The organism is Pedobacter polysacchareus (genome assembly GCF_019802255.1).
Lineage (GTDB): Bacteria > Bacteroidota > Bacteroidia > Sphingobacteriales > Sphingobacteriaceae > Pedobacter > Pedobacter polysacchareus.
Map to the genome: position 1 here is coordinate 877,916 of NZ_JAHYSS010000001.1, position 25,237 is coordinate 903,152.

A 25,237-nucleotide genomic window follows, 5' to 3' on the forward strand; every position below is an offset into this window, starting at 1 on the left:
TAATTTACCATCCTTTACGGTAGTCGCGTTTCACGAACTGGTTCACGGCATCAAAATTGGTCACTTTCATGTTGTTATTGTCCCAAAGTAATTTGATGTCTCTTCCAGGGAAGGTTGCTCTTCCTTTATCATTTTTCACTTGAACATCCGTTCCTCTGATGGCTAGATTTGCCATCAATAAAGCTTCTGTAAGCGGGCCGGCAATATCGAACGGAGAACTCAGTTCTTTCTTGCCATATCCAGCGATACAACCTTCAACCCACTGGGCATAATGGCCTTCTGCACCACCAGGTACACGCGCAAACTTCGCAGGAACTTTGATGTCTTTATTTTTACTCAAGGGCAATAAACGAGGGTCTGCACTATAAGTACTGGCCATCATTTTTCCTTTGGTACCGATAAATAGCGTACCATTTCCACCATCACCGAAAACTTCATTTGCTTCCAGTTCTTCTGGTCTTTCCGGCTGAATACCGCCGTCCATCCAGTGCACTACAATGTCACCTTTAGTTTTATTGGTTTTAGGGAATTTCAAGGTCACGTGACTTGAAGGAGGACAACTATCAGGGAAATATCCACGTTTAAATTCATCCACATAGACAGAGCCTACACTAGCTTGAACTTCCGTTGCATATTTTAGGTTCAGTACGCTGAAAGGAGCTTCCAATAGGTGACAACCCATGTCGCCCAATGCACCTGTTCCATAATCCCACCAGCCTCTCCAGTTAAATGGAACCAGTTTATTTACGTAATCCTTATAAGGAGCAGTACCTAACCATAAATCCCAATCCAGGTCTGCAGGCACTTCTTCTTTATTTGCCGACCATGGAATACCCTGCGGCCATACCGGACGGTCTGTCCAGGCATAAACCGTATGAACATCACCAATTAAACCTGCATCATACCATTCTTTCATTTGTCTAGGGCCATCATTTGAAGCACCCTGGTTTCCCATTTGGGTTACCACTTTGTACTTCTGTGCTGCTGCAGTTAATGCACGGGCTTCGTAAATGTCGTGAGCCAATGGCTTTTGAACATACACATGTTTACCCAGCTGCATGGCGCCTAAAGCAATGATCGCATGACTATGATCGGGGGTTGAAACAGACACTGCATCGAAGTTCTTATGCTCTTTATCGAACAATTCACGGTAATCCCTATAGTATTTTGCTTTCGGGAATGCCTTTACACTGGCCGCAGCCCTTGAATCGTGTACATCGCAAAGAAAACCGATATCGGCTTTTCCGCTTTTGTAAAAGTTGGCAATATCTGATTGTCCTTTACCTCCTGCACCGATACCGGCGATAATCAGACGGTCACTAGGCGCTATAAATCCTGGTCCGCCTAAAACATGACGGGGAACAATCATAAATGCTGAAGCAGCAATTGCAGTGGTTTTAAGGAAACTTCGTCGGGACGAAGTCTCCTGGTTTTTTTTTGTTTCTTCCATGGTTTATATTTGGTTCTGTGGTTCAGGTTATTTTTTCAGGGATAGAATGTAGCGTACCATTTCTTTGGCATCGTCTTTTGATAAGTTGGCATGTGGAGTCATTGGGACTTCACCCCAAACACCTTTACCACCTTCAATAATTTTTGCAGACAATTTCTCAATTGTTGCATCATCATTTGCATATTTAGCCGCAATCTCTTCGTAAGTCGGACCGATTACTTTGGTTACTTTATTGTGACAGCCGATACAGTCAGAAGTCGCAATTAACTTTTCTCCTGGGTGTTTTTCTGTGGATGAACTCGTTGCTGCAGGTGCACTTTCAGTGGTTGCTGTAGTACTGGTAGAACTTGATTCCGGACTTCCGCAGGAAGCTAGAACAGAAATAAAGCAGGCAAGGATAAATAGTGTGTTTTTCATCTTAATAGTGTGTTAATATATTATAGTCCTAAAATTTTATTGTTGAAATCGTCATTTCCACCGGAAGCAGCGAAGTCATCGAATGCCCTGTCTGTTACCGGAATGATCAGCTTGCTGATCAGTTCTGCACCTTCTCTGGCACCCACTTGTGCGTCTTTAATCACGCATTCCCATTCCATTACTGCCCAGCCGCTATAATCGTACTGCGCCAATTTACTGAAAATGGTTTTGAAATCTACCTGTCCATCACCTGGAGAACGGTACCTTCCGGCACGGTTTGCCCAGCTTTGGTAACCACCAAAAGTTCCTTGTTTTCCCGTTGGGTTAAACTCTGAATCTTTTACGTGGAAAGCCTTGATGCGCTCATGATAGAAATCGATGTATTGGATGTAATCCAGTTGCTGCAATACGAAATGTGAAGGATCATACAGCAGACAGGCACGTGGGTGGTTGTTTACTTTTTCCAGGAACATTTCGTAAGTGATGCCGTCAAAAAGATCTTCACCAGGGTGAATCTCATAGCATACATCTACACCACAATTGTCGAATTCATTCAAAATCGGCGTCCATCTTTTAGCCAGCTCGGTAAAAGCGGCATCTACCAATCCTTCCGGGCGCTGTGGCCAGGGGTGGAACATGTGCCATAACAGCGATCCGCTAAAGGTAGCATGCGCATTTAAGCCCAGGTTTTGTGAAGCTTTCGCGGCATATTTCAACTGCTGAACGGCCCATTTGGTTCTTTCAGCAGGGTTATTCTTTAAATAATCTGGAGCAAAGGCGTCAAAAGCAAGGTCGTAAGCTGGGTTTACAGCTACGAGCTGCCCTTGCAGGTGTGTAGATAGTTCTGTAATTTCCAATCCATAAGACGCTACTTTGCCTTTTAGTTCATCTGCATAAGTTTTGCTTTCTGCTGCTTTTTGTAAATCAATGAAGCGTGGATCAAGGGTCGGCATTTGAATACCTTTAAATCCTAATCCTGCTGCCCATTCACAAATGGCATCCAAAGAATTGAATGGAGCTTCATCACCGATAAACTGAGCCAGAAAAACTCCAGGGCCTTTAATTGTTGTCATGATGTTTATATTTTAAAATCAAACCACTTTTGATCAGAGGCAGAAGAAGCGACTGCATTATCAATAAATGCCATCCCTCTCACGCCATCTTCCACTTTAGGGAAATCCAGCATAGCTTCTGTAGGTTCCTGTCCCTGACTAATTGCACCGATAGTTAAGACAAAGTTTCTGTAAATGTTAGCAAAGGCTTCCAGATACCCTTCAGGGTGACCACCAGGAACACGGGTATTGTGTTTTGCAGCGTCAGAAAGGTAAGCTTGTCCAGCGCGGTAAATTTGTGCCGGTTCGTTTAACCATTTTACGATTAAGGTATTTGGTTCCATCTGGTGCCATTCCAGGCCTCCTTTTTCACCGTATATTTTGATTTTTAATGCATTTTCTTCACCTGCAGCAATCTGTGAAGCGATTAAAACACCATTCGCACCATTGTCGAATTTTAACAATACGTTTCCGTCATCGTCTAATCCACGTCCTGGTACTACAATGTTTAAATCTGCGCAAAGTTTGCTGATTTTTAAGCCGGAGATATACTCTGCCAATTGTGCAGCGTGTGTACCGATATCGCCCATACAGCCGCTTTTTCCACTTTTAGCAGGGTCGGTGCGCCATGCAGCACCAGCATTGCCTTCACGTTCTGTTAAGGTACTCAGCCATCCCTGAGGATATTCTACCATTATTTTTCTAATGGCACCCAGTTTACCTTCTTTTACCATTGCTTTGGCTTGTTTCACCATCGGGTAACCAGAATAAGTATGGGTAAGGCACAAGATCAATCCTGTTTCTTTAACTTTTTCCTGTAATTGCTTTGCTTCTTCAAGTGATAAGGCAATTGGTTTCTCAATCACCACGTTAAAACCATGGTCTAATGCCATCATTGCAGGTGCAAAGTGGGCAAAATTAGGCGTTACAATGGTCACGAAATCAATGCGTTTATCAGCAGGCAACTGACTCTCTTTTTCAATCATTTCCTGATAATTCGCATAAATGCGGTCATCATCCAGGAAAAGCTCCTGTCCGGATTGTCTACCAACTTCAGGGTTGACGCTCAAGGCGCCACAGCAAAATTCAACCTGACCATCCATGTTTGCCGCAATGCGGTGAACGGCTCCGATGAAGGCATCTTTGCCACCACCGATCATCCCCATTCTCATCTTTCTGTTGTTCATCAGAATATTTTGTTTTTTGTTGTTTTTAATGTATCTAAACCGACTTAGCAGGGTTTAAACATAAAACCTGCATACCGGCTTTTACCAGTATGCAGGTTAATATTAAAGGTTTCCTTTTTTAAGTTCACTAACTGCAAAATCACAAGCCCTTGCGGTCAGTGCCATATACGTTAATGAAGGGTTCTGACAAGCTGCAGAAGGCATACAAGAACCATCAGTTACGAACACGTTTTTCACTTCGTGCATTTGGTTCCATTTGTTCAATACTGATGTTTTAGGATCTAATCCCATACGTGCAGTACCCATTTCATGGATTGCCATACCTGGAGTAGAACCGTTATCATAAGTCTTTACATCTTTGATTCCTGCGGCTTCCAGCATTTCAGCAGCATCGTTCATCATATCTACGCGCATTTTCTGCTCGTTTTCTTTGAATTCACAGTCAATTGCCAAAACAGGCTGTCCCCATTTGTCTTTTTTACTTTTGTCGATATACACACGGTTTTCATGGTAAGGAAGCGACTCTCCGAAACCACCTAAGCCCATGTTCCAGGTGCCTGGAACCGTTTGCAGATCTTTGAACTCACCGCCAAATGCCATTTCTGCCACATCAGCATGCCAGTTTCCGCGACTTGCACCACCCTGGTAGCCAAAGCCCCTTACGTAGTCACGTTTGTCGCTGCCAACATTTCTATATCTAGGTACGTAAATACCATTGGCTCTTCTGCCATAAGTGTATTTGTCGTCAAAACCTTCTGCTCTTCCTGAAGCACCGCAACGGAAATGGTGATCCATTAAGTTGTGTCCCAGTTCACCACTCGCATTACCTAATCCATTTGGATGTTCAGGCGATGTAGAGTTTAACAACAGGAAAGTAGAACCTAAAGTCGAACCGTTTACGAATACAATTTTTGCATAGTATTCGATGTGCTCATTCGTTTCAGAATCGATCACGACTACACCTTTCGCTTTTTGCGTTTCTTTATCATAGATGATCGTGTTCACCAATGAATAAGGACGAAGAGTTAAGTTACCGGTAGCTACCGCAGCAGGAAGGGTAGACGATTGCGTGCTGAAATAAGCACCAAACGGGCATCCTCTGCTACAAAGGTCACGGTATTGACATTTACCTCTACCACCATGTTCTACGGTTAAGTTGGCCGTACGGCCGATGGTCATGATTCTTGACTTGTTGTATTTACTTTCAATTCTTTTCTTTACATCTTTCTCCACACAGTTCATATCCATTGGCGGAAGGAACTGTCCGTCTGGGAAGTGAGGATAGTTTTCTGCCTGGCCGCTGATTCCTGCAAATTTCTCTACATAATCATACCATGGAGCGATGTCTTTATATCGGATTGGCCAATCTACGCCATGACCATCTTTTGCATTTTCTTCAAAATTCAGGTCACTTAAGCGGTAACTCTGGCGGCCCCACATCAGTGATTTACCACCTACATGGAAGCCTCTGTACCAATCAAAACGTTTTACTTCAGTATATGGGCATTCCAGGTCATTCACCCAAAAGCTCTCATTGAATTCCTGATAAGGATAATCTCTTTTTTGTACCGGATGGGTTTCTTTCTGTGCTTCGGTTAATCTGCCGCGGTGTTCAAATTCCCATGGCTTTTTCATAGCCGTCGTATAGTCTTTGATGTGCTCCACGTTCCTGCCTCTTTCCAGCAATAGAACTTTCAATCCTTTTTCGGTTAATTCTTTTGCAGCCCAGCCGCCACTGATTCCTGATCCTACAACGATGGCATCATAAGTATTTTGCGCCGCTGCTTTAGTATTTAAATTGCTCATGTTTAATTTTTAAAAAGGTTTATGCCCAAACTTTTTGACCTGGTTTTAAATCCACACAACCGTCGTAACGACCAGGGATCTGCACATAGGCTTTCGCCTGTGTTGCACCAATTTCCGAAGTGAAATAACCCAGTAAGGTTAAATCTCTAGCGATCGCGAAGAATTGAGGTTTTGTTTTAGGTTTATCCTTTGGCGTCATTGCATTGCCTGGAGCCTCCTTTTCAGATTTTTTCTGAGTAATGTTTTCTTGTTGTTTCTCTAATTCGTCTTTTTCCTTTTTGCTTGCTGCAATGGTCGCTTCTCTAACTTTGCCCAATAGCTCATTGCGCTGTGGTACAGAGATTTCCAGGAATGACTTTTTGTACGTGTCCTGACACTGTTTTTCAAGATCTTCCAGACCTTTCACGAATGCTTGCTGCGCGTCTTCCGGGTAGCATTCCTTAACCATCATTACGATGAAAGGACCCACACCAGCTGCTTTCGCTCCTGGCGTACTTGTGGTAGGGATGATGATATCAGCAACTTCCGTGATGACCTTTTCCTGATCGGCAGAAAATAAGTTGGCGGCTGTTTTATTAGATGGTGAAGTGCAACTATCTAAAAATACTCCGATAGTAGTTGCAGACAATGCGCCTCCCATTAAAAAGGCAACACTTTTCACTGCTTCTCTTCTATTCATACTAGGCTGTTTAGGTGTTTTTATATGGTTAAAGTGTGTTTTGTTTTGTAATAATAAGCAAAAAAAAACGGTTAGTGTGCGAAATACACAATAAATCTAATATATCATGTTTTTGTTACTTAACCAAGTTTTTACTGAGTAGGAGCAGGAAATGAACAGAAATTGTACAGGGTTTTAATTTGGTTTTAACTTGGTTTTCAGGCTTTGCCGTATTCCTAAAACGTTATTTCTCCGAAATTAGTCTGCGCTATTTTTTTGAGCAAAATTCTATCTGTTTATCTCCGGGTTTTAGTTGGTTTTTACCCATAAATAGGGGGCTGAAACAGGGACAGAAATCACAAAAACAGATAAATCATAAACATTTTATAGAGGTTTGTTTCGTTTTTTTAACTTTGTCAAAATCCATACAAAAATTCATGATTGAGAAAATATTAGTATTAGGTTCTAACGGTCAGATCGGCACTGAATTAGTAACCGCCTTACGTAAGACTTACGGTGAAAGTAATGTTGTCGCTTGTGACATTCGCAGACCAGATTATGACATCAAAAATTCAGGGCCATTTGAGTTCGTAAACGTACTTGAGAAAGACATTCTGAATAACATTTTTCAAAAGTATAAACCGACTCAGGTTTACTTATTAGCGGCATTATTATCCGCTACAGGCGAGCAGAATCCTAAATTAGCCTGGGACCTGAACATGAATGGCTTGTTGAACATCTTAGACCTAGCCCTTGTTTATAAAACAGCCAAAGTTTACTGGCCGAGTTCTATCGCTGTATTCGGACCAAATTCTCCGAAAGATATGACGCCGCAATACTGTGTAATGGACCCGAATACGGTTTATGGAATCAGTAAATTAGCAGGTGAACGCTGGTGCGAATATTATCACCAGAAATTTGGTTTGGATGTACGCAGTATCCGTTACCCGGGATTGATCAGCTGGAAAGCTGCTCCAGGTGGTGGAACTACAGACTATGCGATCCATATTTTCCATGATGCGTTAACAAAAGGCAGCTATGCTTCTTTCTTAAATGCAGAAACTGAATTGCCAATGATGTATATGGATGATGCCATCCGTGGTACAATTGAATTGATGGATGCGGAAGCGAGTAAAATCTCTATCCGTTCCAGCTATAACTTCGGTGGTGTACACTTTACGCCGGAAGTGCTAGCTTCAGAAATCAGAAAACATATTCCAGATTTTACATTAACTTACAAAGATAATGATCCACGTCAGGACATTGCCAACAGCTGGCCACGTTCGATCGATGATAGCTTTGCTCAGAAAGACTGGGGATGGAAGCCGGAGTTTGATTTGTCGAAGATGACAGTGGATATGTTAAAGAACTTACAGAATAATCATTAATAAGGGAATTCCTTAAATAAAATATACAATGGGTAGAGCATTTGAGTTCAGAAAAGAAAGGAAATTTAAACGTTGGGCCAAGATGGCCGTACAATTTACCAGGATAGGTAAAGAGATTGTAATGGCGGTTAAAGATAACGGCCCTTCGCCGGAGACCAACTCCCGTTTGCGTACAGCGATCCAGAATGCAAAGGCAGTAAACATGCCAAAGCATACGGTGGAAGCGGCAATTAAAAGAGCCTCCAACAAAGACGAAAACGGTTACGAAGAGTTTGTATATGAAGGATACGCACAACATGGTGTGGCCATCCTGATTGAAACCGCAACTGATAATACGAACAGGACAGTAGCTAACATCCGTAGTTATTTCAATAAAACTGGTGGTACATTGGGTAAAACAGGTTCCCTGGACTTTATCTTCAACCGCAAGTCGATCTTCCGTTTCTTACCTGGGGAAAAAGACCTAGAAGAATTGGAGTTTGAATTGATTGACGCAGGTTTGGAAGAATTATATCTGGAAGCTGATGAAGAAGGAAATGAGATTGCAGTGGTACAAACTGCTTTTGAAGATTTCGGAAAAATGCAGAAAGCACTGGAAGAGATTGGCGTAGAAATGAAAAGTGCGAAATTAGAGCGCATCTCGTTATCTACGATTCCAGTAACAGAAGAGCAGGCAGCAGATGTATTCAAACTGATTGACAAACTGGAAGAGGACGATGATGTTCAAGCCGTTTATCACAATATGGCAGAATAATCGCCGCTACCTTTTCTTTTGATTAGAAAATAACCATGGCAATAGTTTGGGCTCTGCAAAGGCAGCGTCCCAACTGTTGTGGTGGGCATCCGGATACAAAGTGAGCTTAGGTTCTTTTCCCAATACTTTGAGCTGATCCGAAATCATGGTAGAAAAAACGACAGGAACTACCTCATCTTTCTCTCCATGGAAGATCCATAAAGGCACATTTTTATATTTCTGGACGTTCGCTATATTGTCGCCGCCACAAATAGCAATCGCTGCAGCGAAAAGTTTAGGCTTGCGTCTTAACAATTCATAAGTTCCCATTCCACCCATTGAAAGTCCACCTACATAGACCTGGTCATGGTTGATGTAGGGTTTGTCCATAAAGTTGTCAATCATACCCAGTAAAGCTTTCATCGATTTTGTAGGTTTCCCTCTTTTTTGAAAATTAAAGGCTCTATTCCCATTTGCATCCTTATCGAAGGTCACATTTGCCCAGAAGCTGTCTTCTGTACATTGCGGGAAAACGATGATGGCCGGGAATTGTTTCCGGATTTCTGGCTTAAGGAATAGCTTTCCACCATGTGTCAATTGTTTCTCATTGTCATTGCCACGCTCTCCGCTTCCATGTAAAAAGAATAGGATCGGGTATTTTTTATCCGCGCTAAAATTTTCGGGAAATAAGATGCGGTAAGCAATACTGTCTTTGCCTTTGATAAAGCTTCCTCTATCATATTTTTTAAAGTCCTGCGCTTTTGAACTTAGGCTAAAAACCAGGAGTAGGATGGAGAGTGTTGACTGGATGCGGCTCATGATTCAAACTTAAACATTTTAAGAATCATTTAAAAATAAAGAACCCCTGTTGGTGATTTGCCAGCAGGGGTGAGACGATCTTATTTTGTCAGTTGAAATGGTATTTCCAGGTTATCTCTGGAATTGGTCCCTATAAATAATTTGAAATCGCCAGGTTCTGCCGCAAACTTCAGGTCTTCATTAAAGAATTTCAATTCTTCTTCGGAGATTTTAAAACTTACTTCTTTGCTTTCTCCAGCTTTCAGGTCGATCTTTTCAAATCCTTTCAATTCTTTAACAGGGCGGGTAATGCTGCCTACTAAATCGCGGATGTACATTTGCACCGTTTCTTTTCCTGCATAAGCACCAGTGTTTTTTACTCTAACTGTAGCCGTAATGGTTTCTCCAGGTTTAAAGCTGTTTTTGCTCAGCTTAAGGTTGGAATAATCGAAAGTAGTATAGCTTAATCCGTAACCAAAAGGATATAAGGGTTCGTTGCTTACATCCAGGTAATTAGACCTGAATTTGCTGAACCATTTGCCTTCTTCTAGCGGTCTGCCGGTATTTTTGTGACTGTAATACAATGGAATCTGTCCTACGTTTTGTGGGAAAGTCGCCGTTAATTTTCCTGATGGATTTACTTTTCCAAATAGCACATCAGAGATCGCATTCGCTGCTTCAGTACCACCAAACCAAACATTTAAGATGGCAGGAACATTTTCATCTTCCCATTTCAAGGTCAATGGACGGCCGGTAAATAATACCAGTACCACCGGTTTTCCGGTTTTTAACAATGCTTTTAACAGACGCTGCTGATTCTCTGGGATGTCCAGGTTGGTACGGCTTGAGCTTTCGCCTGTCATCTCTGAACTTTCACCAAGCGCAGCGATCACTACATCTGCATTTTTAGCGGTAGCTACTGCCTCAGCGATCATTTCTTCTTCAGAGCGGGAATCTCTTGGCAGATCTCTGCCGAACATCGTTGCTCTTTTCTGGTATTCAGGATCGGTTAGCAAGTTAGAACCCTCACTGTGTAAAATCTTAAGACCAGGTGCCGCATTGGCTTTTAATCCTTGTAACAGAGAAATGGTGTTTGCTAAATCGCTGTTTACGCTCCAGGTTCCAGGCATATTTGTTCCTGTATTAGCCAATGGACCGATTAAAGCAACTGTTCCTGTTTTTTTCAATGGCAGCAATTGACCTTGATTTTTTAGCAGGACAAAACTTTGTGCTGCAGTTTCTCTGGCCACTTTCAGGTGCTCTGGTTTAAGAATTTCCTTTTTTGCACGTGCTTCATTACAGTAGCGGAAAGGATCTTCAAACAGACCTAATTTGTATTTTGCTTCTAATACCAGTCTGCAGGAATTGGTCACCTGCGCTTCTGTTACTTTTCCTTCTGCTACTGATTTTTTTAGGGTGCTCAGAAATCCTTCACCTACCATATCCATATCTACACCGGCATTTAAGGCCAGTGCAGAAACGGTTTGCAGGTCTCCCAATCCATGGTCGATTAACTCATTTACCGCCGTGTAATCCGTCACCACAAGACCAGTAAAGCCCCATTGTTTGCGTAATAAATCAGTCATCAGCCATTTATTAGCTGTAGCTGGAACTCCGTTAATGTCGTTAAAAGAAGTCATGATACTGCCTGCACCTGCATCTAGGGCAGCTTTATAGGGTGGCAGGTATTCATTGTACATTCTGTTCAGACTCATGTCTGTGGTATTGTAATCTCTGCCGGATTCAGCAGCACCATATAAAGCAAAGTGTTTTACGCAAGCCATCATGGTATTGTATTTAGAAAGATCATCGCCCTGGTATCCTCTAACCATCGCTTTACCGATTTCAGCACCCAGATAAGTATCTTCTCCTGATCCTTCAGAAATACGACCCCATCTTGGGTCTCTTGAAATGTCCACCATAGGCGAGAAAGTCCAGTTTAATCCATCAGCAGTAGCTTCAACAGCTGCAATTCTTGCAGTTTTTTCGATCAATGGTAAATCCCATGTAGAAGATAAAGCGAGAGGAATTGGGAAAGTAGTTTTATAACCATGGATCACATCCTGGCCGAAAATAATGGGAATCTTTAAGCGGGTCTGCGTCACTGCAATTTCCTGTGCCTTGCGGATTCTGGCTGGCGTAGTTAAGCTAAACATACCGCCTACCTGACCTTTTTTAATTTTGCTTTCTACATCTGTGCTAACCACAGAACCTGTAGTGGCTTCACCACCGGTTAATAGGTTTAACTGGCCAATCTTCTCCTCCAAAGTCATTTTGGACAGCAGGTCTTTTATGAATATATTCATCTGCTGATCAGTGTTTGCTTTTTTCTGCTGCGCGGAACTGCTGCTAAAGCTAAAAATTGCAGCCAGGAAAAATAAGTACTTCGCTTTTCTCATTATTGTTTTGTTAATGGTGTGTATTTAGGGTTTAACCAGGAATGGTTTGATTTCTTTAATCCAGATGGCATAACCATCAGCGTTCATGTGCAGCATATCTTCCAGAAAAAGTTCTGGACGCAAGGCTTTTTTATTTAACATTTTGCTATTTACATCCAGGAATTTTGTGTTTGGATAATGCTGCAGGTATTCTTGAATCAGCAGATTGGTATGCGCATTTGTAGCGGAATGTTTAGTTCTGGAAGGGCTGTCTTTAATGGAAATGTATAAAACAGGAACTGCCGGATATTTCAATCTGATGTTATTGAAAAAAGTGGCAAACCGGTTTAGCGTTTCGAGTGCGTTTTGGCCGTCTGTAGCAATATCATTTTCGCCGCTATAAATTACCACCTGGCGCGGTTGATAAGGATAAATCAGGTCTGCGATATAGTAATTGGCTTGTGCAAGTGTAGAACCGCCGAAACCTCGGTTGATCGCCTGGTAATCTTTGAACACTGTTTCCAGCGCTTTCCATTTTTCAAAGGAGGAACTGCCAACAAATAAAATACCGTTTTTTGGCGGCATGGAGATGCTGTCCTTATGCTTGAATTCTTGTATTTCTTTCCAGAATGCTGGTTTTTGCTGCGCCTTAACGAATGCGGTGCTAAGGACGAATACCAGAAGGAAGTAGTAAAATCTTTTCATTTTTTGCTGTATTTATTTAAATCTGTTTTTTGCGAGTATAAAGGTTCTTTTGCGCTTTATACTCGTAAAACGGGTAAAAATAAGGATACACCTTCATCAGGTGTGACCAACTATTTAATTGCCGGGCTGCTGAATCCTAATTTCGTCAGGCCATTTTGTACCGCGGGGCTGCTCATGAAAAGCTTCCACAATAAACCGGTACGGTGGTTTTCTATCATCACGATAATCGGTCCCTGATCGATAGCCAGGTGAGATTTTGCCACCCAATTGTGCTGCTCACTAAAAGCATCGGCAAATCCATATTCCGTCCATAGCTGATCACCTTTGTCTTCATAAAAATGTCTTAAGGCCTGCATGGAATATTCCGGCGTATAAGGGAAGGCAGATAAAGCCGCGGTAGGGGTAATGACACCCAGGTCTTCTGTTGGAGAATGTGCCGCATAACCTTGCCAGCTATCGCTTGCCGTTAAGCCCCAGCTGTTGGCGCCATAACCTTTATAATTTTTCGGGTTTTCTATGCAATGTGCCCTGTTGATCAGGGTGTGATTTTTGTTTTGTTCCCAGTAGTCTGCATAACGGTCTTTCAATCCACGTGGATCTAATCCTAAATAGGAATATTGAGAGAAGAATAAAGGGCCGCCACCATCAAAACCTAATGGCAAAGTGATGTCATTGAACTTTTTGCCGTTTAAAAATGTATTGCTCATTGCCCATCCTTCATGATAAACTCTCGGGTCTATTGAAAATTTTGGGGAAGATGCCGCGAGCACATAAGTGATCAGACATTCATTGTAACCTCTGATCTGATGGTCCATACTCCAGCCATTGTTTGGGCTCCAATGCCAGTAAAGGACTTTCTGACCTTGGGTAAACCAGTTCCATTCAATCCCTTCCCACATCCATTGGATTTTGTTCCTAATGTCTCTTTCTGTGGCGTTATTGGCAGTATAATATTGTGCTGCGGTCAATAATCCCTGAAAAAGTAAAGAAGTTTCTACGATGTCAGCGCCATCATCTTTCGGGCTGAAGCGGATCACTTTACCGGTTTCTCCATTTAACCAATGCGGGAAAGCGCCATGAAACATATCTGCTTTCCATAAAAAGTCTACAATTTTTTTTGTCCTTAGGGCGGCTTGTTCGCGACTGATGAATTTTCTTTCCGAAGCTACGATGGTGGCCATCACGCCAAATCCTGTACCACCTGTGGTGACTACTTCATTGCCATATTCGAAAGCAATATTGCTGCGTTCTCTTGCCATCCCGCTTACCGGATGGGCGAAATCCCAGAAATAACGGAAGGTCTGTTTCTGAACCAGGTCCAGCAGCTGATCGTCTGTTAGGTTTTTCTTTATTTTCAGGTCAGCTTTAATGCTTTCTGTATTTTTTTGCTGGGCATTCAGCTGATGAGCTGAGCAAATCAGGCATAACAGTAAAAAGGTATGTCTTAAGTTTCTCTTCATTTTAGGGTGTGTTTATAAGTTGGGGCTGGTAAAGCCTAATTTTTTCATTCCTGTTTTTACTTCCGGGCTGCTCATGAAAAGTTTCCATAACAGCTGACTGCGGTGATTTTCGATCATGATCAGGATCGGGCCCTGGTCTATCGCCAGTGTAGAATTGGCGAACCAGGCATCATGCAGGGAAAAGGCATCGGTAAAACCATATTCTCCCCAGATTTTATCACCTAGTTTATAGTAATAGTATTTTAAGGCCTGCATTGATTCTTTTGGGGTATAAGGGAAAGAACCGAGTGCTGCGGTAGGGGAAATCACGCCGTTATCGTTGGCAGGTTCATGGGCAAGGTAGCCGTTGATGTCGTCGCTTGCGCTGAGTCCCCAGCAGTTCTCGCCATAGCCATAGAAGCCTTTCAGATTTGCTTTAGCATAGTTATAATGATTCTGAGCATGGGTTTTAGTTTGATTTTCATAATTGCCGTAGACATCGGATAGTCCGTTCGGATTGATACCCAGGAAGGAATAATGGGAGAAAAACAAAGGACCATTCCTACTGTTTTTCATGGCGCCGTTACTGGCCCAGCCAGTGTCATAAACCGTTTTTTGAATCGGGTGACTTTCAGAAGAAGCGGCCAGTACGTAAGTGATCAGAGCCTCATTCCAACCTTTGATGGGCAGGTTCATTTCCCAGCCTACTGTCGGACTCCAATGCCAGTACAGGCTGTTGTCTTTCACAAACCAATCCCATTCTACTTCCATATAAATACGGGTAATGTCCGTTCTTAAGGCCGTTTCTGCAGGGTTCGCTGCATCAAAAAATTGTCGGGCGGTTAACATGCCCTGCATCAATAAGGAAGTCTCCACCAGGTCGGCACCATTGTCTTTCGGACTGAATGGGACCACTGCTCCGGTATTGCCATTCATCCAATGTGGATAGGCACCATGAAAGCGCTGAGCCTTGTTTTTCAGGAAGGCAACGATCTTTTGCATGCGTTCCAAACCTTGGTCCCGGCTAATGAAATTCCGATGGATACCTGTCACCAGGGCCATCATTCCAAAACCCGATCCTCCGGAAGTGACGATGTCAGCAGAGGTATTGCGCTCTCTAGCCAGGCCGCTTTCTGGATGTGCGAAATCCCAGAAATATTTAAACGTTTGTTTTTGCACTAAATCCAGTAAGGCATCTTCCGCAATCACAGGGAATTTGTCGGCTTCATCTACCGCGGTGATGAGGTTTACGGTAATAGGGATATTTAAATTCTTCCCTTTATCGGAAGTTAAATTCGTTTGTACGTCTAAAAAGTATTTTGTGATGGCCTGGAGCGGCACTGCAGGCTTTATAACTAGTGTTTTGTCCTGATCTTCATAACTCAGCTCCAGTTTAACAGGGACACCATTTTTGTCTTTAATGACTACTGCTTTTGCTGCAGAACTTTTATCAATGACTGCGGAAAAGGAAATCTTGAACACCGGACTGGTATTGATGCCATAATAACTGAACCCGGCAGACGCTTCATTTACTTTTATTTTGCTAAAGGTAAATGAATCAGTAATGGGGGCTATAGGCTCAATAGGCGTAGCGGTATCCTGCTTTGAGCAAGAAAACAACAGCAATGAAATGAGTACTAGAAGACCATGTCTTAACTGCATGTGAGATAGGGGGATTTTAGCTTAAAAAGCGTTGCAGAGCTGTGTCTGCAACGCTTTATGATGTAGGACTTTCGGATTATTTTCCTTTACTCTCTAATTTAGATATAGCACCGATTTCATCAGCTGTCAATGCTTTATTATAGATTCTGACTTCATCCAGCTTGCCTGTTAGGTTAGCTGCCCAGCTTTCCTTATTTCCTGCAGTAGTTAAACTTGGGGTAGTTTGAAATTGTAAGGTTCCAAAAACCATTTTCGTTGCATTCTGGAAAGTTAAGGGCCCGTTATTTGGAACGGTCAGTGCTTTTAATTTTCCGCCATTGATGTAAATGATGAAAGTTGAACTTACCTGATCATAACTCAAGGCAAGGTGTGTCCATTTTTTCCAGATGCCTGGAACCTTGAAGTTTTCTGATTGTGTAAGGACGCCATTGTTGTTCACGCGGAATTGAATAATACCATTGTCGGCATCACCACCATTTTCCAGGAAGATGACTAAATTACCCCATCCTGCTGCGGAATTTGCGATGTCAATCAGGCCTGTTGCACCAGTGTTCAGCTCAGAGTTGAACCATAAGGTGGTCGTAAAACTTTTTAGTTTCTGTACTTCTGTTGGTGTATCAGAAACCACATATCCTGCAGTGGATCCTTGTAAAGCATTGCCTTTAGTACCTGCTGCAAATGAAGTGCTGGTGGACACGCCACTCACTTTAGAAACACTGTCAATTAAACTGCCGTCGAAAGCCCAGTGTGCAACCAGACTAGCTGAAGCCACTTCTTTACTGCTGGTATAACCACCAATATTTAGTGCTGGTGCATAACTCGAAGGATCGAATTTTTTAGTACAGGAGCTAACCGCCAGAGAAAGGGCTGCTGCTGATAATATATAGAATAATCTTGTTTTCATTTCTTTTCGTTAAATAAGATTAATAACCTGGGTTTTGTGTAAGGACACCAACACTCAGTTCAATCTGAGTATTTGGAATTGGCCATACTTCATTTTTATTCGCTTTCCAGCCTTTAGGGCCAAATACTGCTGCAGCACGTCCTTGGCGGATCACATCAAAATAACGATCTGATTCCATCGCCAGTTCTACCTGTCTTTCATGGTATATGGCTGCACGTAGTGCGGTTTGGTCTGTAGTTGTTACTTTAGGTAAGATCGCTGGATTTCCCTGTCTTGCTCTTAATCTCACTTGTTCTAAAGAAGAAAGCGCCTGGCCAGAATTACCCAATTCATTCGCAGCTTCTGCATTCATTAACAATACATCTGCGTAACGGATTACCCTCACGTTCTGCTGTCCACCTCTTGGATTGTTATTATCGTAAGGTGTAGAAAATGGAACATAAGGTTTGTGGCTGTATCTTACTGGATCTCCGGGAGCAGAAGTGATTAAATCCCCCTGAGGAGTAGTACTGCCTACGAATAGAATGGTACCTTCTTTACGCGGATCACCATTTTCAAACGCTGTTACCAGTTCTGCAGATGGGGTGTTAAAACCCCAATAACCAGCTTGGTCTCTTACGCCTTGTACCTGTGCGTACTGACTGTTACTGGCATCTTTTGTACCAGGGTTATATTCGCACTGAATCTCAAATACAGATTCAGAGCTGTTCTCATGATTCAAACGGAATACGGATTGATAATCTGGCAGCAGGCTATATCCTAAGCCCATTACCGTATTGGTTAAGCTCAATACCAGTGGCCATTTCTGCTGATACATGGCTACTTTGGCATGCAGGGCCAATGCGGCTCCTTTTGTTGCACGGCCAACATCGGCAGTCGAATAACTTGCTGGTAGTACCGCTGCGGCGTCATCCAGGTCTTTTTCAATCGCTGCATAAACTTCCTCTCTTGAAGCTCTTGGCTTGTTAAATTGCTCAGGAGTACTAGGCACATTTAAGTGTAATCTTACGCCACCAAAAGCCCTTACCAATCTGAAGTAAGAATAAGCCCTTACAAATTTAGCTTCTGCCAGAAGGCGGCTTTTTAGATTCGCATCCATTTCTATGCCTGGGACATTATCCAATACCTGATTACAAAGATTGATATTTTGGTATTGACCTTCCCAGAATCCAAGCACCTGTCCATCTGTAGAGGTAACTCTGAAATTTTCAAAATCGTTCAGATAACTGGCATCATTTGTTGAACTTCCTTTGTCTGCTTCATCAGAGGCAATGCTTTCTACAGCCAATGCTGGAAATGCGGTATTAGACCAGCTGCGTAAATTTCCATAAACAGCATTTACGCTAGCTAATGCATCATCCTGAGATTTCCAGAATGTTTCTGCAGGTTGTTTGGCTTGTGGCGGAACATCCAAGAAACTTTTGGTACAAGAGGTGCTGAGTAAGATGGTTCCTGTGATGACTATTGCGCATGCTTTACGCAGCGCGGTATGGTTATATATTTTCATTTCCGGATCAATTAAAAGGTAACGTTTAGACCTAAGTTATAAGTGGCATACAGTGGGTATACATTTGCATCTATACCTGCACTCAGTGGGGTGTAATTACCCACGGTAGGTTTCCCGATTTCCGGGCTGAATCCTTTGTATCCAAAAAGGTTTACAGGATTTTGAGCATTTGCAAATATTCTTACTTTCTGCATTTTCCACTTGTTCAGTAAGTTGGAAGGCAAAGTATAGCCAATTTGTACATTTCTTAATCTGATGTAATCTCCTTTTTCGACAAAGAAGGAGTTTGGCGCTGAGTTTTTAGTAGTTCCTATGTTTGCAGAAGGGTAGGTGTTTGAAGTACCTTCACCATGCCATCTGTTTTTAAAGAAGTCTTCAGTGAAATTCTCATTACCATACCTTACACCAAGGTTTGCATTATAGATGCTAATTCCAGCCACACCCTGGATGTCCAGAGAAAGGTCAAAGTTTTTATAGGCGAAAGTAGTATTTAGAGCATAGTTGAATTTTGGGTTAGGGCTTCCAAGAGATACACGGTCTTTACCGTCAATCACGCCGTCACCATTTTGATCTATATATCTGAAATCACCTGCCTGTGCATCTTTCTGAGCAGAGGCTAAAACTTCGGCTGCATTTTGGAAGATGCCATCCACTTTATAGCCAAAGAACTCACCGATTGGCCTGCCAAGAACAGTGCGTGTTGCAAGAGAGCCATTTGCTAGTCCTTCACCACCACTATAAATAGGATTTTTACCCGTTACTACTTTAGTCACTTGGTTCTGGTTGTAACCAAAGTTTCCACTGATGGAATAAGTTAATCCGCCTTCTGTTTTATCTCTCCAGTTAGCAGTGAATTCAAATCCACGGTTCCTAAGGTCGGCTTGATTACCCACTTGTTTTGCTGCTGCTAATCCCAGGTCTGATGCTACTGGAATCTCAAAAATGGCGCGTTCCGTTATTTTGTTGTAATAATCGGCTTCAATACTTAACCTGTTGTCTAAGAATCCTGCTTCTAAACCAATATCAGTTCCTGAACTACGTTCCCAGTCGATAAATAGAGGCGTAAGCTGATCAACAGACTTACCAGTATAGGCAACGCCATTAAAATAAGCCACATAACCACCTTTTTGAGAAATGACGCGCTGAGTTGGATTTGTAGGAACCCCTGCATTTCCAACTTTACCCCAGCTACCACGTAGCTTTAAATTGCTGAAAATCTCCTGGCCTTGCATAAACGGTTCATTGCTGATCACCCAACCTGCACCGATAGAAGGGAAATAACCCCATGGGTTTCCATTCGAATAGAATTTTGAAGAGCCATCTGCACGCATCGAAGCATTTAACAGGTAGCGGTTCTTAAAGGCATAATTTACACGACCAAAGTAAGAGGCTGCAGTTTGTAGATTTCCGCCATCCAATATCGAACGTCCTGCTTCATTGCCCAAAGACAGGTAAAGGTCGCCTTCACTAGAATATGGCACGTTTAAAGATTTGCCATTGATGAAATAGTTCTTGTTACGTTGTGCCGTTTGTCCAGCTAGTACCGTTAAATTATGGTCTCCAAATGTGTTTTTATAAGTCAGCGTATTCTCAACAATCCAGTTCCTGTCTTCTGTTCTGTCGATACCCAGGATGCTGGTTTCATTACGCTGTGCATTTGTGGCTTTATAAACCGGAGTATAGCTTCTTACCTCAGCTTGTGAGAAATCACCACCAAAACTGGTTCTGAAAGTTAAACTTTTAAGAATTTCCAGTTCTGCATAAATGTTCCCAGTGAATTTATAGTTTTTAGACCTTCTATTAAAGTAATCAATAGTTGCTTGTGGGTTTGCACCTGCGCCACTACCCAGACCAAAATCATTAGGATCTCCGTAAGTACCGTCTGCATAATAAACAGGGACTACAGGTCCGGCAGTAAACATCTGACGAAATATAACATTGTCAATATCTTTTGAGTTACTAGCCGTTCCAGAAATGTTGTAACCTACTTTTAAAGGTTTCAATACCTGGAATTCGCTGGTTAATCTCGCAGTATAACGGGTGTAGTTATTGCCTTTTACAATACCATCCTGATCTAAATAACCAAGAGATAAGTTATAAGTGTTTTTCTCACCGCCGCCGCTGATGGATAACTGGTGGTTATTTACCTGTGCATTTCTAAGAATTTGACCGTACCAGTCAGTTCCTTTTCCGAAAGAAGCAGGATCTTTGAAAAGCAGGTCTTCATTTTTGGAAGCGTAGATTTCATTAATAATTGTTGCGTATTGAGTGGCATCTGCCATTTTCACAGGATTGGTGACACTTTGGAAACCAAATGTTCCATTGTAGTTTACAACTGCGTTGCCTTTTTTACCCCTGTTGGTCGTTACTAAAACTACCCCATTGGCGGCTCTGATACCGTAGATAGATAAACTTGACGCATCTTTCAGGATACTCATGTTAAAAATATCTGCAGGGTTTAAAAAGCTGATGTCATCATACCAAACACCATCTACTACGTAAAGCACACCTGTGTTACCATAGATCGTACCGGTACCACGAATCGTGATGAGTGGCGAAGCACCCGGAGCACCATTATTGGTGATAGAAACACCTGCAACTTTTCCCTGTAAAGCACTTACCGGGTTTACAGATGCTTGCTTGGAAATTTCTTCTCCCTTTACGCTGGCTACAGAGCCTGTCACATCGATTTTTCTTTGTGTACCGTAACCCACTACCACCACTTGTTCCAGTTCCTGTGAGGAAGAAGCCATGGCTATATTAATGGTTGTTCTATTGTTTACCGGTACCTCCTGCGTGACATAACCGATATAAGTAAATACTAATGTAGCAGTCGCCGGCGCAGTGATGGAATAGTTTCCATTGGCGTCTGTTTGTGTTCCTGTTGTTGTTCCTTTTACCTGTATACTTACAGCTGGAATACTGGTTTTATCACCGCCATCTGTTACCTTTCCTTTTACAGTAATCTGCTGTGCAAAGGCAGAATAATTAAAAAGAAAACAGAGAAATGCTAAAACAGAAAATTTTGTAAAGATTCTTTTCATGCTCGTTTAGGTTATGTTTTATTTGATGGTTAAATCTCTATTACTATTCGGGTTATTGCAAAATTTTGACCTATACATGAATACGTCAGCACTGGTGTGTAGTGCATAATGGCAATTTTCTAAGGCGGTTTTTAGTCTAAATACCGCCTTGATGAGATTAAAATGAGATGAATGGGTGTTTCAGCTCCATCTAAAAAAATGAAGGTTTGTGGGGTTAAATGAGCGGCTTTGTGTAGTAATGATGTAGTGTTATAGCTCCATTAAGAACTCTACAAGATTCTTATCATGGGGTATTTCAAGCTTTTTACGTAGCCTGTATCTCCGGATTTCTACTCCTCTCAGAGAAATGTTAAGTAAAGATGCCATTTCTTTACTGCTCATATTCATGTGTAAATAGGCACATAACTTCAGGTCATTTGGTACGAGATCCGGATGATTACCCTTTAGTTTTTTGAAAAAATTCTCATGAGCTTCATTGAAACTTCCCTCGAATAAATGCCAGTCGCGTTCGTCATTCATCCCTTCATCAATTACCTTTTGGATCTTCCTCGACTGATCTTCCGAAAGCGGTTTACCCTGGCCATCTTTTAGTTTGGCAATCTCCTGACTGAGCTTTTGCAGCAGCTCATTTTTATAGACCAGGCTCATGGCCGAATTTGCCAGTTCCCTGTTTTTACCTGCAAGTTCTACCTGCAGTTTTTCAGTTTGCAGTTTGATAATCTGGCGCTCATTGGCTTCCGCTTCTTTCTTTAAGAAAATCTCTTTTTCTGCCTGAATTTTCTTCTCAATTGCTTCCTGATCTCTCTTTAATTTGAGCTTATAAAGACGTTTTGCAGCAATAAACAAGGCAATAGCGCAAAGCCCATAAAATGCGATGGCCCAGTTGCTGGCATAGAATGGTGGTAACACCTGGAATTCAAAGGTAGTTTCCTCAGGTAACACCTGGTCATTGATTTGAGCACGTACTCGGAAGGTATAGTGTCCCTGACTAAGGTTAGTAAAATCTTTCTGTGAAGCAGTGCTCCATTCCGACCATTGGTTGGAATAGCCCTCCAAAAAATACTGAAACTTGATTATAGCTTGTCGGTAATAAGGAAGGGCATAGGATATGCGAATGTTATTTCTGGAATAAGGGATTTGCATTTTTGATGCAGCATTCCCAATTTCACTCAATACCTGATAAGTATCTGTGATGTCTTCTATCTTCCTGATCAGTACTGCAGGTAAATTTTGTTTATTCAGATTTGCAGGGTTGTTGTTCCCGTTGTAGATCACGAAGCCATCATCAACGCTAATCAGGTAGATGTTATCATTGATCTTGCTGATGTTTTCATAATACTGTACCATCCTGCCATCCAGGATATTGAACCTGTTGGAGTCAATGCTGAGCTTACCGGATTCTGTGAGGTTGACCAAAGCCATTTTGCCTCGATTAATGAACCAGTATTTAGCTTTGCCAGCATTAATAATTTTGTTGGCAGTAGCAAAGCCCTTTAATTCTTTATTGAGCTCACTGTAGTTTTTAAAGCGGTTGCTAATGTCGTCATAGATGTAAAAGCCTTTATCTGAAGAAAAAACCAGGTTGTTTTCAATCTTGAAAATATTGATGTTATAATCGTCTGGTAAACCATTTTTCTCATCATAAGTTCTGGTGGCGATTACCCTGCTCAAGTCAGGGCTCAGCGTTAGCTTATACAAACCTTTATAGGCATGGCTCACCCAAATGTCTCCTTTACTGTCTCGCTCTACATATCTGGATGGTGCATCAAAATTAGCTACCTTGTTGTGGAAGCGCCATAATCCCCTGGCATCTTTCTTATAAATCACCAGGCCGTTATAGGTACCCTGAATCAGACAATCCTGCCCGTCATCGAGCTTCTTGATGGTCCAGCCACCATTGGCATTGGATATTTTTTCCAGTTTATTACCGGTTACATTAAATGTACCATTGTTATGTCCGCAGATCAATTGTCCATCAATTACAGTCAGCTCCCATACCTGTCCCTGAGAATGTGGAATCAGTTTGAAATCAAAAGAATTAAAGGAGTTTTGTGCACCGGATTTCCAGGGACTATAGAATAAACCCTGATTGGTTCCTAAGTAAATGGTATTGTTGTAAATCAGACTAGAGTAAACGGTTCCAAACTGCCCGGTTTTGTCGAAGTAAAAATATAAGGGAGAATTTAATTCTATGCGGTCTATTCCATTATCGAGCCCTGCCCAGAGGTTCTGATCCTGATCGGCATAAAGACTCAACACGGTATTATTTTGTAGGCCGCTGGATTTGTTGATCTGCTGTACTACATTTCCCTGTTCATCAATAATGATTAAGCCGTTTAATATGGTGCCATAAGCATAATACTTATTTAAAACCTTTACCCCATTGTTGAGCTGGAAGGTTTTTAAAAAATTATTGGCAGGCGTATTAAATTGGCTGAAAGTTTGGCCATCATAGAGGAATAAACCATCCTTACTGGTTCCGATCAGCAGTTTGTCCTGCTGATAAGGTAAGATAGACAGTACATCGGTTGAATTTGCAGGGGTACTGCCTTTTAATGGAATCAGCTGATCGCCTTTTAATTCAAACAGGCCGCTGCTCAATACCTCAACAAAGAACCTTTTTCCTACTTGATGAAGGAAGAGGAATGGTTTTGTACTGGTAATCGCTTTTACCTTATTGTTCTCATAGATATATATGGTAGAGAACGACTGGAAGATCACTTTTTTTCCATCGGAACAGATTTTCCAGATTTCGTCTTTTACCGGGTTGCGCTGAGGAACAAGTTTCGTTAAAGAGCTATACGTTAATTTATCGTTTTTATAAGACCAATAACCTAATTCTCCAAAGCCACCAGTGTAGATGATTCCCGAGGGAGCTGCAAGTACAGACCTTACAATTTGACGGTTGGGTAATTTGTATTGCTGCCAGTATTTGCCATCGTAAGTCAGTAGACCCTGTGCATTTCCAAAATACAGGATGCCATTTTTACCTTTACTGATTGACCAGTTTTGATTGCCGGAAAGATAAAGTGACTTTGGATAATTCTGGACATAAGGCACCCCGATACTTTTAATATCATCTGCTTTAGCAGCAAGGGAAATGAGCGCAAATAAAATATATAATATAAGGTATTTCCCTTGATTGTTCTTCATGAATGCTGATAACTCCTATTTAGAAGCGGTATTTACAGGCTGAGGTACTTTAACGTAATAACCAGTTCCGTCGTATTGACGTTTTCTTGGGTGTGTAGTACAAGCTACAGAGCAGCAGCCCTCTAATTCTTCTCCGCAGGCATCACATTGTGTAATGTGCTCATTACATTCTGGATTTGCACAGTTGATCATTTTTGGCGTCACTACTCCACAAGAGTAACAGGTAGATACGATACTCGGATTCACCGAATTCACATCAACGGCGATCCTGTTGTCGAAAACATAACATTTACCGTCAAAGTCTTCTCCACCGGCTTCTTTACCATATTTAATGATTCCGCCATGTAATTGGTATACGTCATTGAAACCATGGTGCAGTAGGAGTGCCGATGCTTTTTCGCATTTGATACCACCTGTGCAGTAGGTCAAGACTTTTTTGTCTTTGTATTTGGCCAGTTCATTGATTTGTTCCGGGAAATCCCTGAAGTTCTCGATGTCTAGTGTAATGGCATTTTTGAATCTGCCTAAATTGTGTTCATAGTTAGAACGCACATCAAGGATGATCACATCTTCTTCTTTAATCATCTTCTGAAATTCTACCGGCTCCAGGTGTTTTCCTGTACGCTGATTGGGATTGATGATGTTCGGATCTTTTAATCCTGAATGCACAATTTCGTCTTTATAACGGCAGTGCATTTTAATGAAGGAGGGCTCATCGACTTCGTCGATCTTAAATTCTGTTTTGGCAAAGCGTTCATCCGCATGAATGGCCGCCATATAAGCTGCTACATTTTCTGTGGTTCCCGAAATAGTACCATTCAGGCCTTCATCAGCCACGATAATACGGCCAACAAGGTTTAAAGATTTACAAAAAGTAAGGTGAGTGGCAGCAAATTGTTCTGCGTTTGCTATAGGACTATAGCAATAATAAAGTATGGTCTGGAATTTTTTCATAT

Annotated in this window: 18 protein-coding genes; 2 read left to right on the top strand and 16 right to left on the bottom strand. The window is 41.9% G+C overall.

Annotated features, from left to right (window positions below):
- Window positions 1-4: 4 nt before the first annotated feature.
- The 6 genes from K7X70_RS03650 to K7X70_RS03675 all read right to left on the bottom strand — a co-directional run bounded on the left by K7X70_RS03650 (window position 5) and on the right by K7X70_RS03675 (window position 6,591).
- On the bottom strand, window positions 5-1,450 hold the full coding sequence (locus K7X70_RS03650) for a Gfo/Idh/MocA family protein (RefSeq protein WP_222535773.1): 1,446 nt from the start codon (window positions 1,448-1,450) through the stop codon (window positions 5-7).
- Window positions 1,451-1,477: 27 nt separating this feature from the next.
- The gene (locus K7X70_RS03655) at window positions 1,478-1,867 is read right to left on the bottom strand and encodes a c-type cytochrome (protein ID WP_222535774.1); all 390 of its coding nucleotides are present in this window, start codon (window positions 1,865-1,867) and stop codon (window positions 1,478-1,480) included.
- A gap of 20 nt (window positions 1,868-1,887) precedes the next feature.
- Entirely contained in the window at window positions 1,888-2,940 is a 1,053-nt protein-coding gene (locus K7X70_RS03660; RefSeq protein ID WP_222535775.1) for a sugar phosphate isomerase/epimerase family protein, read from the bottom strand.
- A gap of 5 nt (window positions 2,941-2,945) precedes the next feature.
- Window positions 2,946-4,106 (bottom strand): Gfo/Idh/MocA family protein, encoded by a 1,161-nt coding sequence (locus K7X70_RS03665; protein WP_222535776.1) that lies wholly within the window; start codon window positions 4,104-4,106, stop codon window positions 2,946-2,948.
- A 102-nt stretch (window positions 4,107-4,208) separates the two neighbouring features.
- On the bottom strand, window positions 4,209-5,912 hold the full coding sequence (locus tag K7X70_RS03670; protein WP_222535777.1) for a GMC oxidoreductase: 1,704 nt from the start codon (window positions 5,910-5,912) through the stop codon (window positions 4,209-4,211).
- 19 nt (window positions 5,913-5,931) lie between these two features.
- Window positions 5,932-6,591 carry a gluconate 2-dehydrogenase subunit 3 family protein gene (locus tag K7X70_RS03675; RefSeq protein ID WP_222535778.1) on the bottom strand — a complete coding sequence of 220 codons (660 nt, stop codon included), beginning with the start codon at window positions 6,589-6,591 and terminating at the stop codon, window positions 5,932-5,934.
- 416 nt (window positions 6,592-7,007) lie between these two features.
- Between K7X70_RS03675 and K7X70_RS03680 the strand changes: the two genes are divergently transcribed.
- On the top strand, window positions 7,008-7,958 hold the full coding sequence (locus K7X70_RS03680) for an NAD-dependent epimerase/dehydratase family protein (protein ID WP_222535779.1): 951 nt from the start codon (window positions 7,008-7,010) through the stop codon (window positions 7,956-7,958).
- Between the two features lie 28 nt (window positions 7,959-7,986).
- A complete protein-coding gene (locus K7X70_RS03685; protein ID WP_062546875.1) occupies window positions 7,987-8,712 on the top strand; it encodes a YebC/PmpR family DNA-binding transcriptional regulator in 726 nt (241 codons plus the stop codon).
- A gap of 6 nt (window positions 8,713-8,718) precedes the next feature.
- Here K7X70_RS03685 and K7X70_RS03690 read toward each other — a convergent pair whose 3' ends face one another.
- The 10 genes from K7X70_RS03690 to trhO all read right to left on the bottom strand — a co-directional run bounded on the left by K7X70_RS03690 (window position 8,719) and on the right by trhO (window position 25,235).
- Entirely contained in the window at window positions 8,719-9,510 is a 792-nt protein-coding gene (locus tag K7X70_RS03690; RefSeq protein ID WP_222535780.1) for a carboxylesterase family protein, read from the bottom strand.
- 80 nt (window positions 9,511-9,590) lie between these two features.
- On the bottom strand, window positions 9,591-11,888 hold the full coding sequence (gene bglX / locus K7X70_RS03695; protein WP_222535781.1) for a beta-glucosidase BglX: 2,298 nt from the start codon (window positions 11,886-11,888) through the stop codon (window positions 9,591-9,593).
- Window positions 11,889-11,912: 24 nt separating this feature from the next.
- Complete coding sequence (locus K7X70_RS03700) at window positions 11,913-12,572, bottom strand: GDSL-type esterase/lipase family protein (RefSeq protein WP_222535782.1); 660 nt, start codon at window positions 12,570-12,572, stop codon at window positions 11,913-11,915.
- Between the two features lie 110 nt (window positions 12,573-12,682).
- The gene (locus K7X70_RS03705; protein ID WP_222535783.1) at window positions 12,683-14,032 is read right to left on the bottom strand and encodes a glucoamylase family protein; all 1,350 of its coding nucleotides are present in this window, start codon (window positions 14,030-14,032) and stop codon (window positions 12,683-12,685) included.
- Between the two features lie 12 nt (window positions 14,033-14,044).
- A complete protein-coding gene (locus K7X70_RS03710; protein ID WP_222535784.1) occupies window positions 14,045-15,673 on the bottom strand; it encodes a glucoamylase family protein in 1,629 nt (542 codons plus the stop codon).
- A gap of 76 nt (window positions 15,674-15,749) precedes the next feature.
- A complete protein-coding gene (locus K7X70_RS03715) occupies window positions 15,750-16,577 on the bottom strand; it encodes a LamG domain-containing protein (RefSeq protein WP_222535785.1) in 828 nt (275 codons plus the stop codon).
- A 19-nt stretch (window positions 16,578-16,596) separates the two neighbouring features.
- Window positions 16,597-18,084 carry a RagB/SusD family nutrient uptake outer membrane protein gene (locus tag K7X70_RS03720; RefSeq protein ID WP_222535786.1) on the bottom strand — a complete coding sequence of 496 codons (1,488 nt, stop codon included), beginning with the start codon at window positions 18,082-18,084 and terminating at the stop codon, window positions 16,597-16,599.
- Between the two features lie 11 nt (window positions 18,085-18,095).
- Complete coding sequence (locus tag K7X70_RS03725; RefSeq protein WP_222535787.1) at window positions 18,096-21,128, bottom strand: SusC/RagA family TonB-linked outer membrane protein; 3,033 nt, start codon at window positions 21,126-21,128, stop codon at window positions 18,096-18,098.
- A gap of 249 nt (window positions 21,129-21,377) precedes the next feature.
- The gene (locus K7X70_RS03730; protein ID WP_222535788.1) at window positions 21,378-24,281 is read right to left on the bottom strand and encodes a ligand-binding sensor domain-containing protein; all 2,904 of its coding nucleotides are present in this window, start codon (window positions 24,279-24,281) and stop codon (window positions 21,378-21,380) included.
- Window positions 24,282-24,296: 15 nt separating this feature from the next.
- Entirely contained in the window at window positions 24,297-25,235 is a 939-nt protein-coding gene (trhO, locus tag K7X70_RS03735; RefSeq protein ID WP_222535789.1) for an oxygen-dependent tRNA uridine(34) hydroxylase TrhO, read from the bottom strand.
- Window positions 25,236-25,237 lie beyond the last annotated feature (2 nt).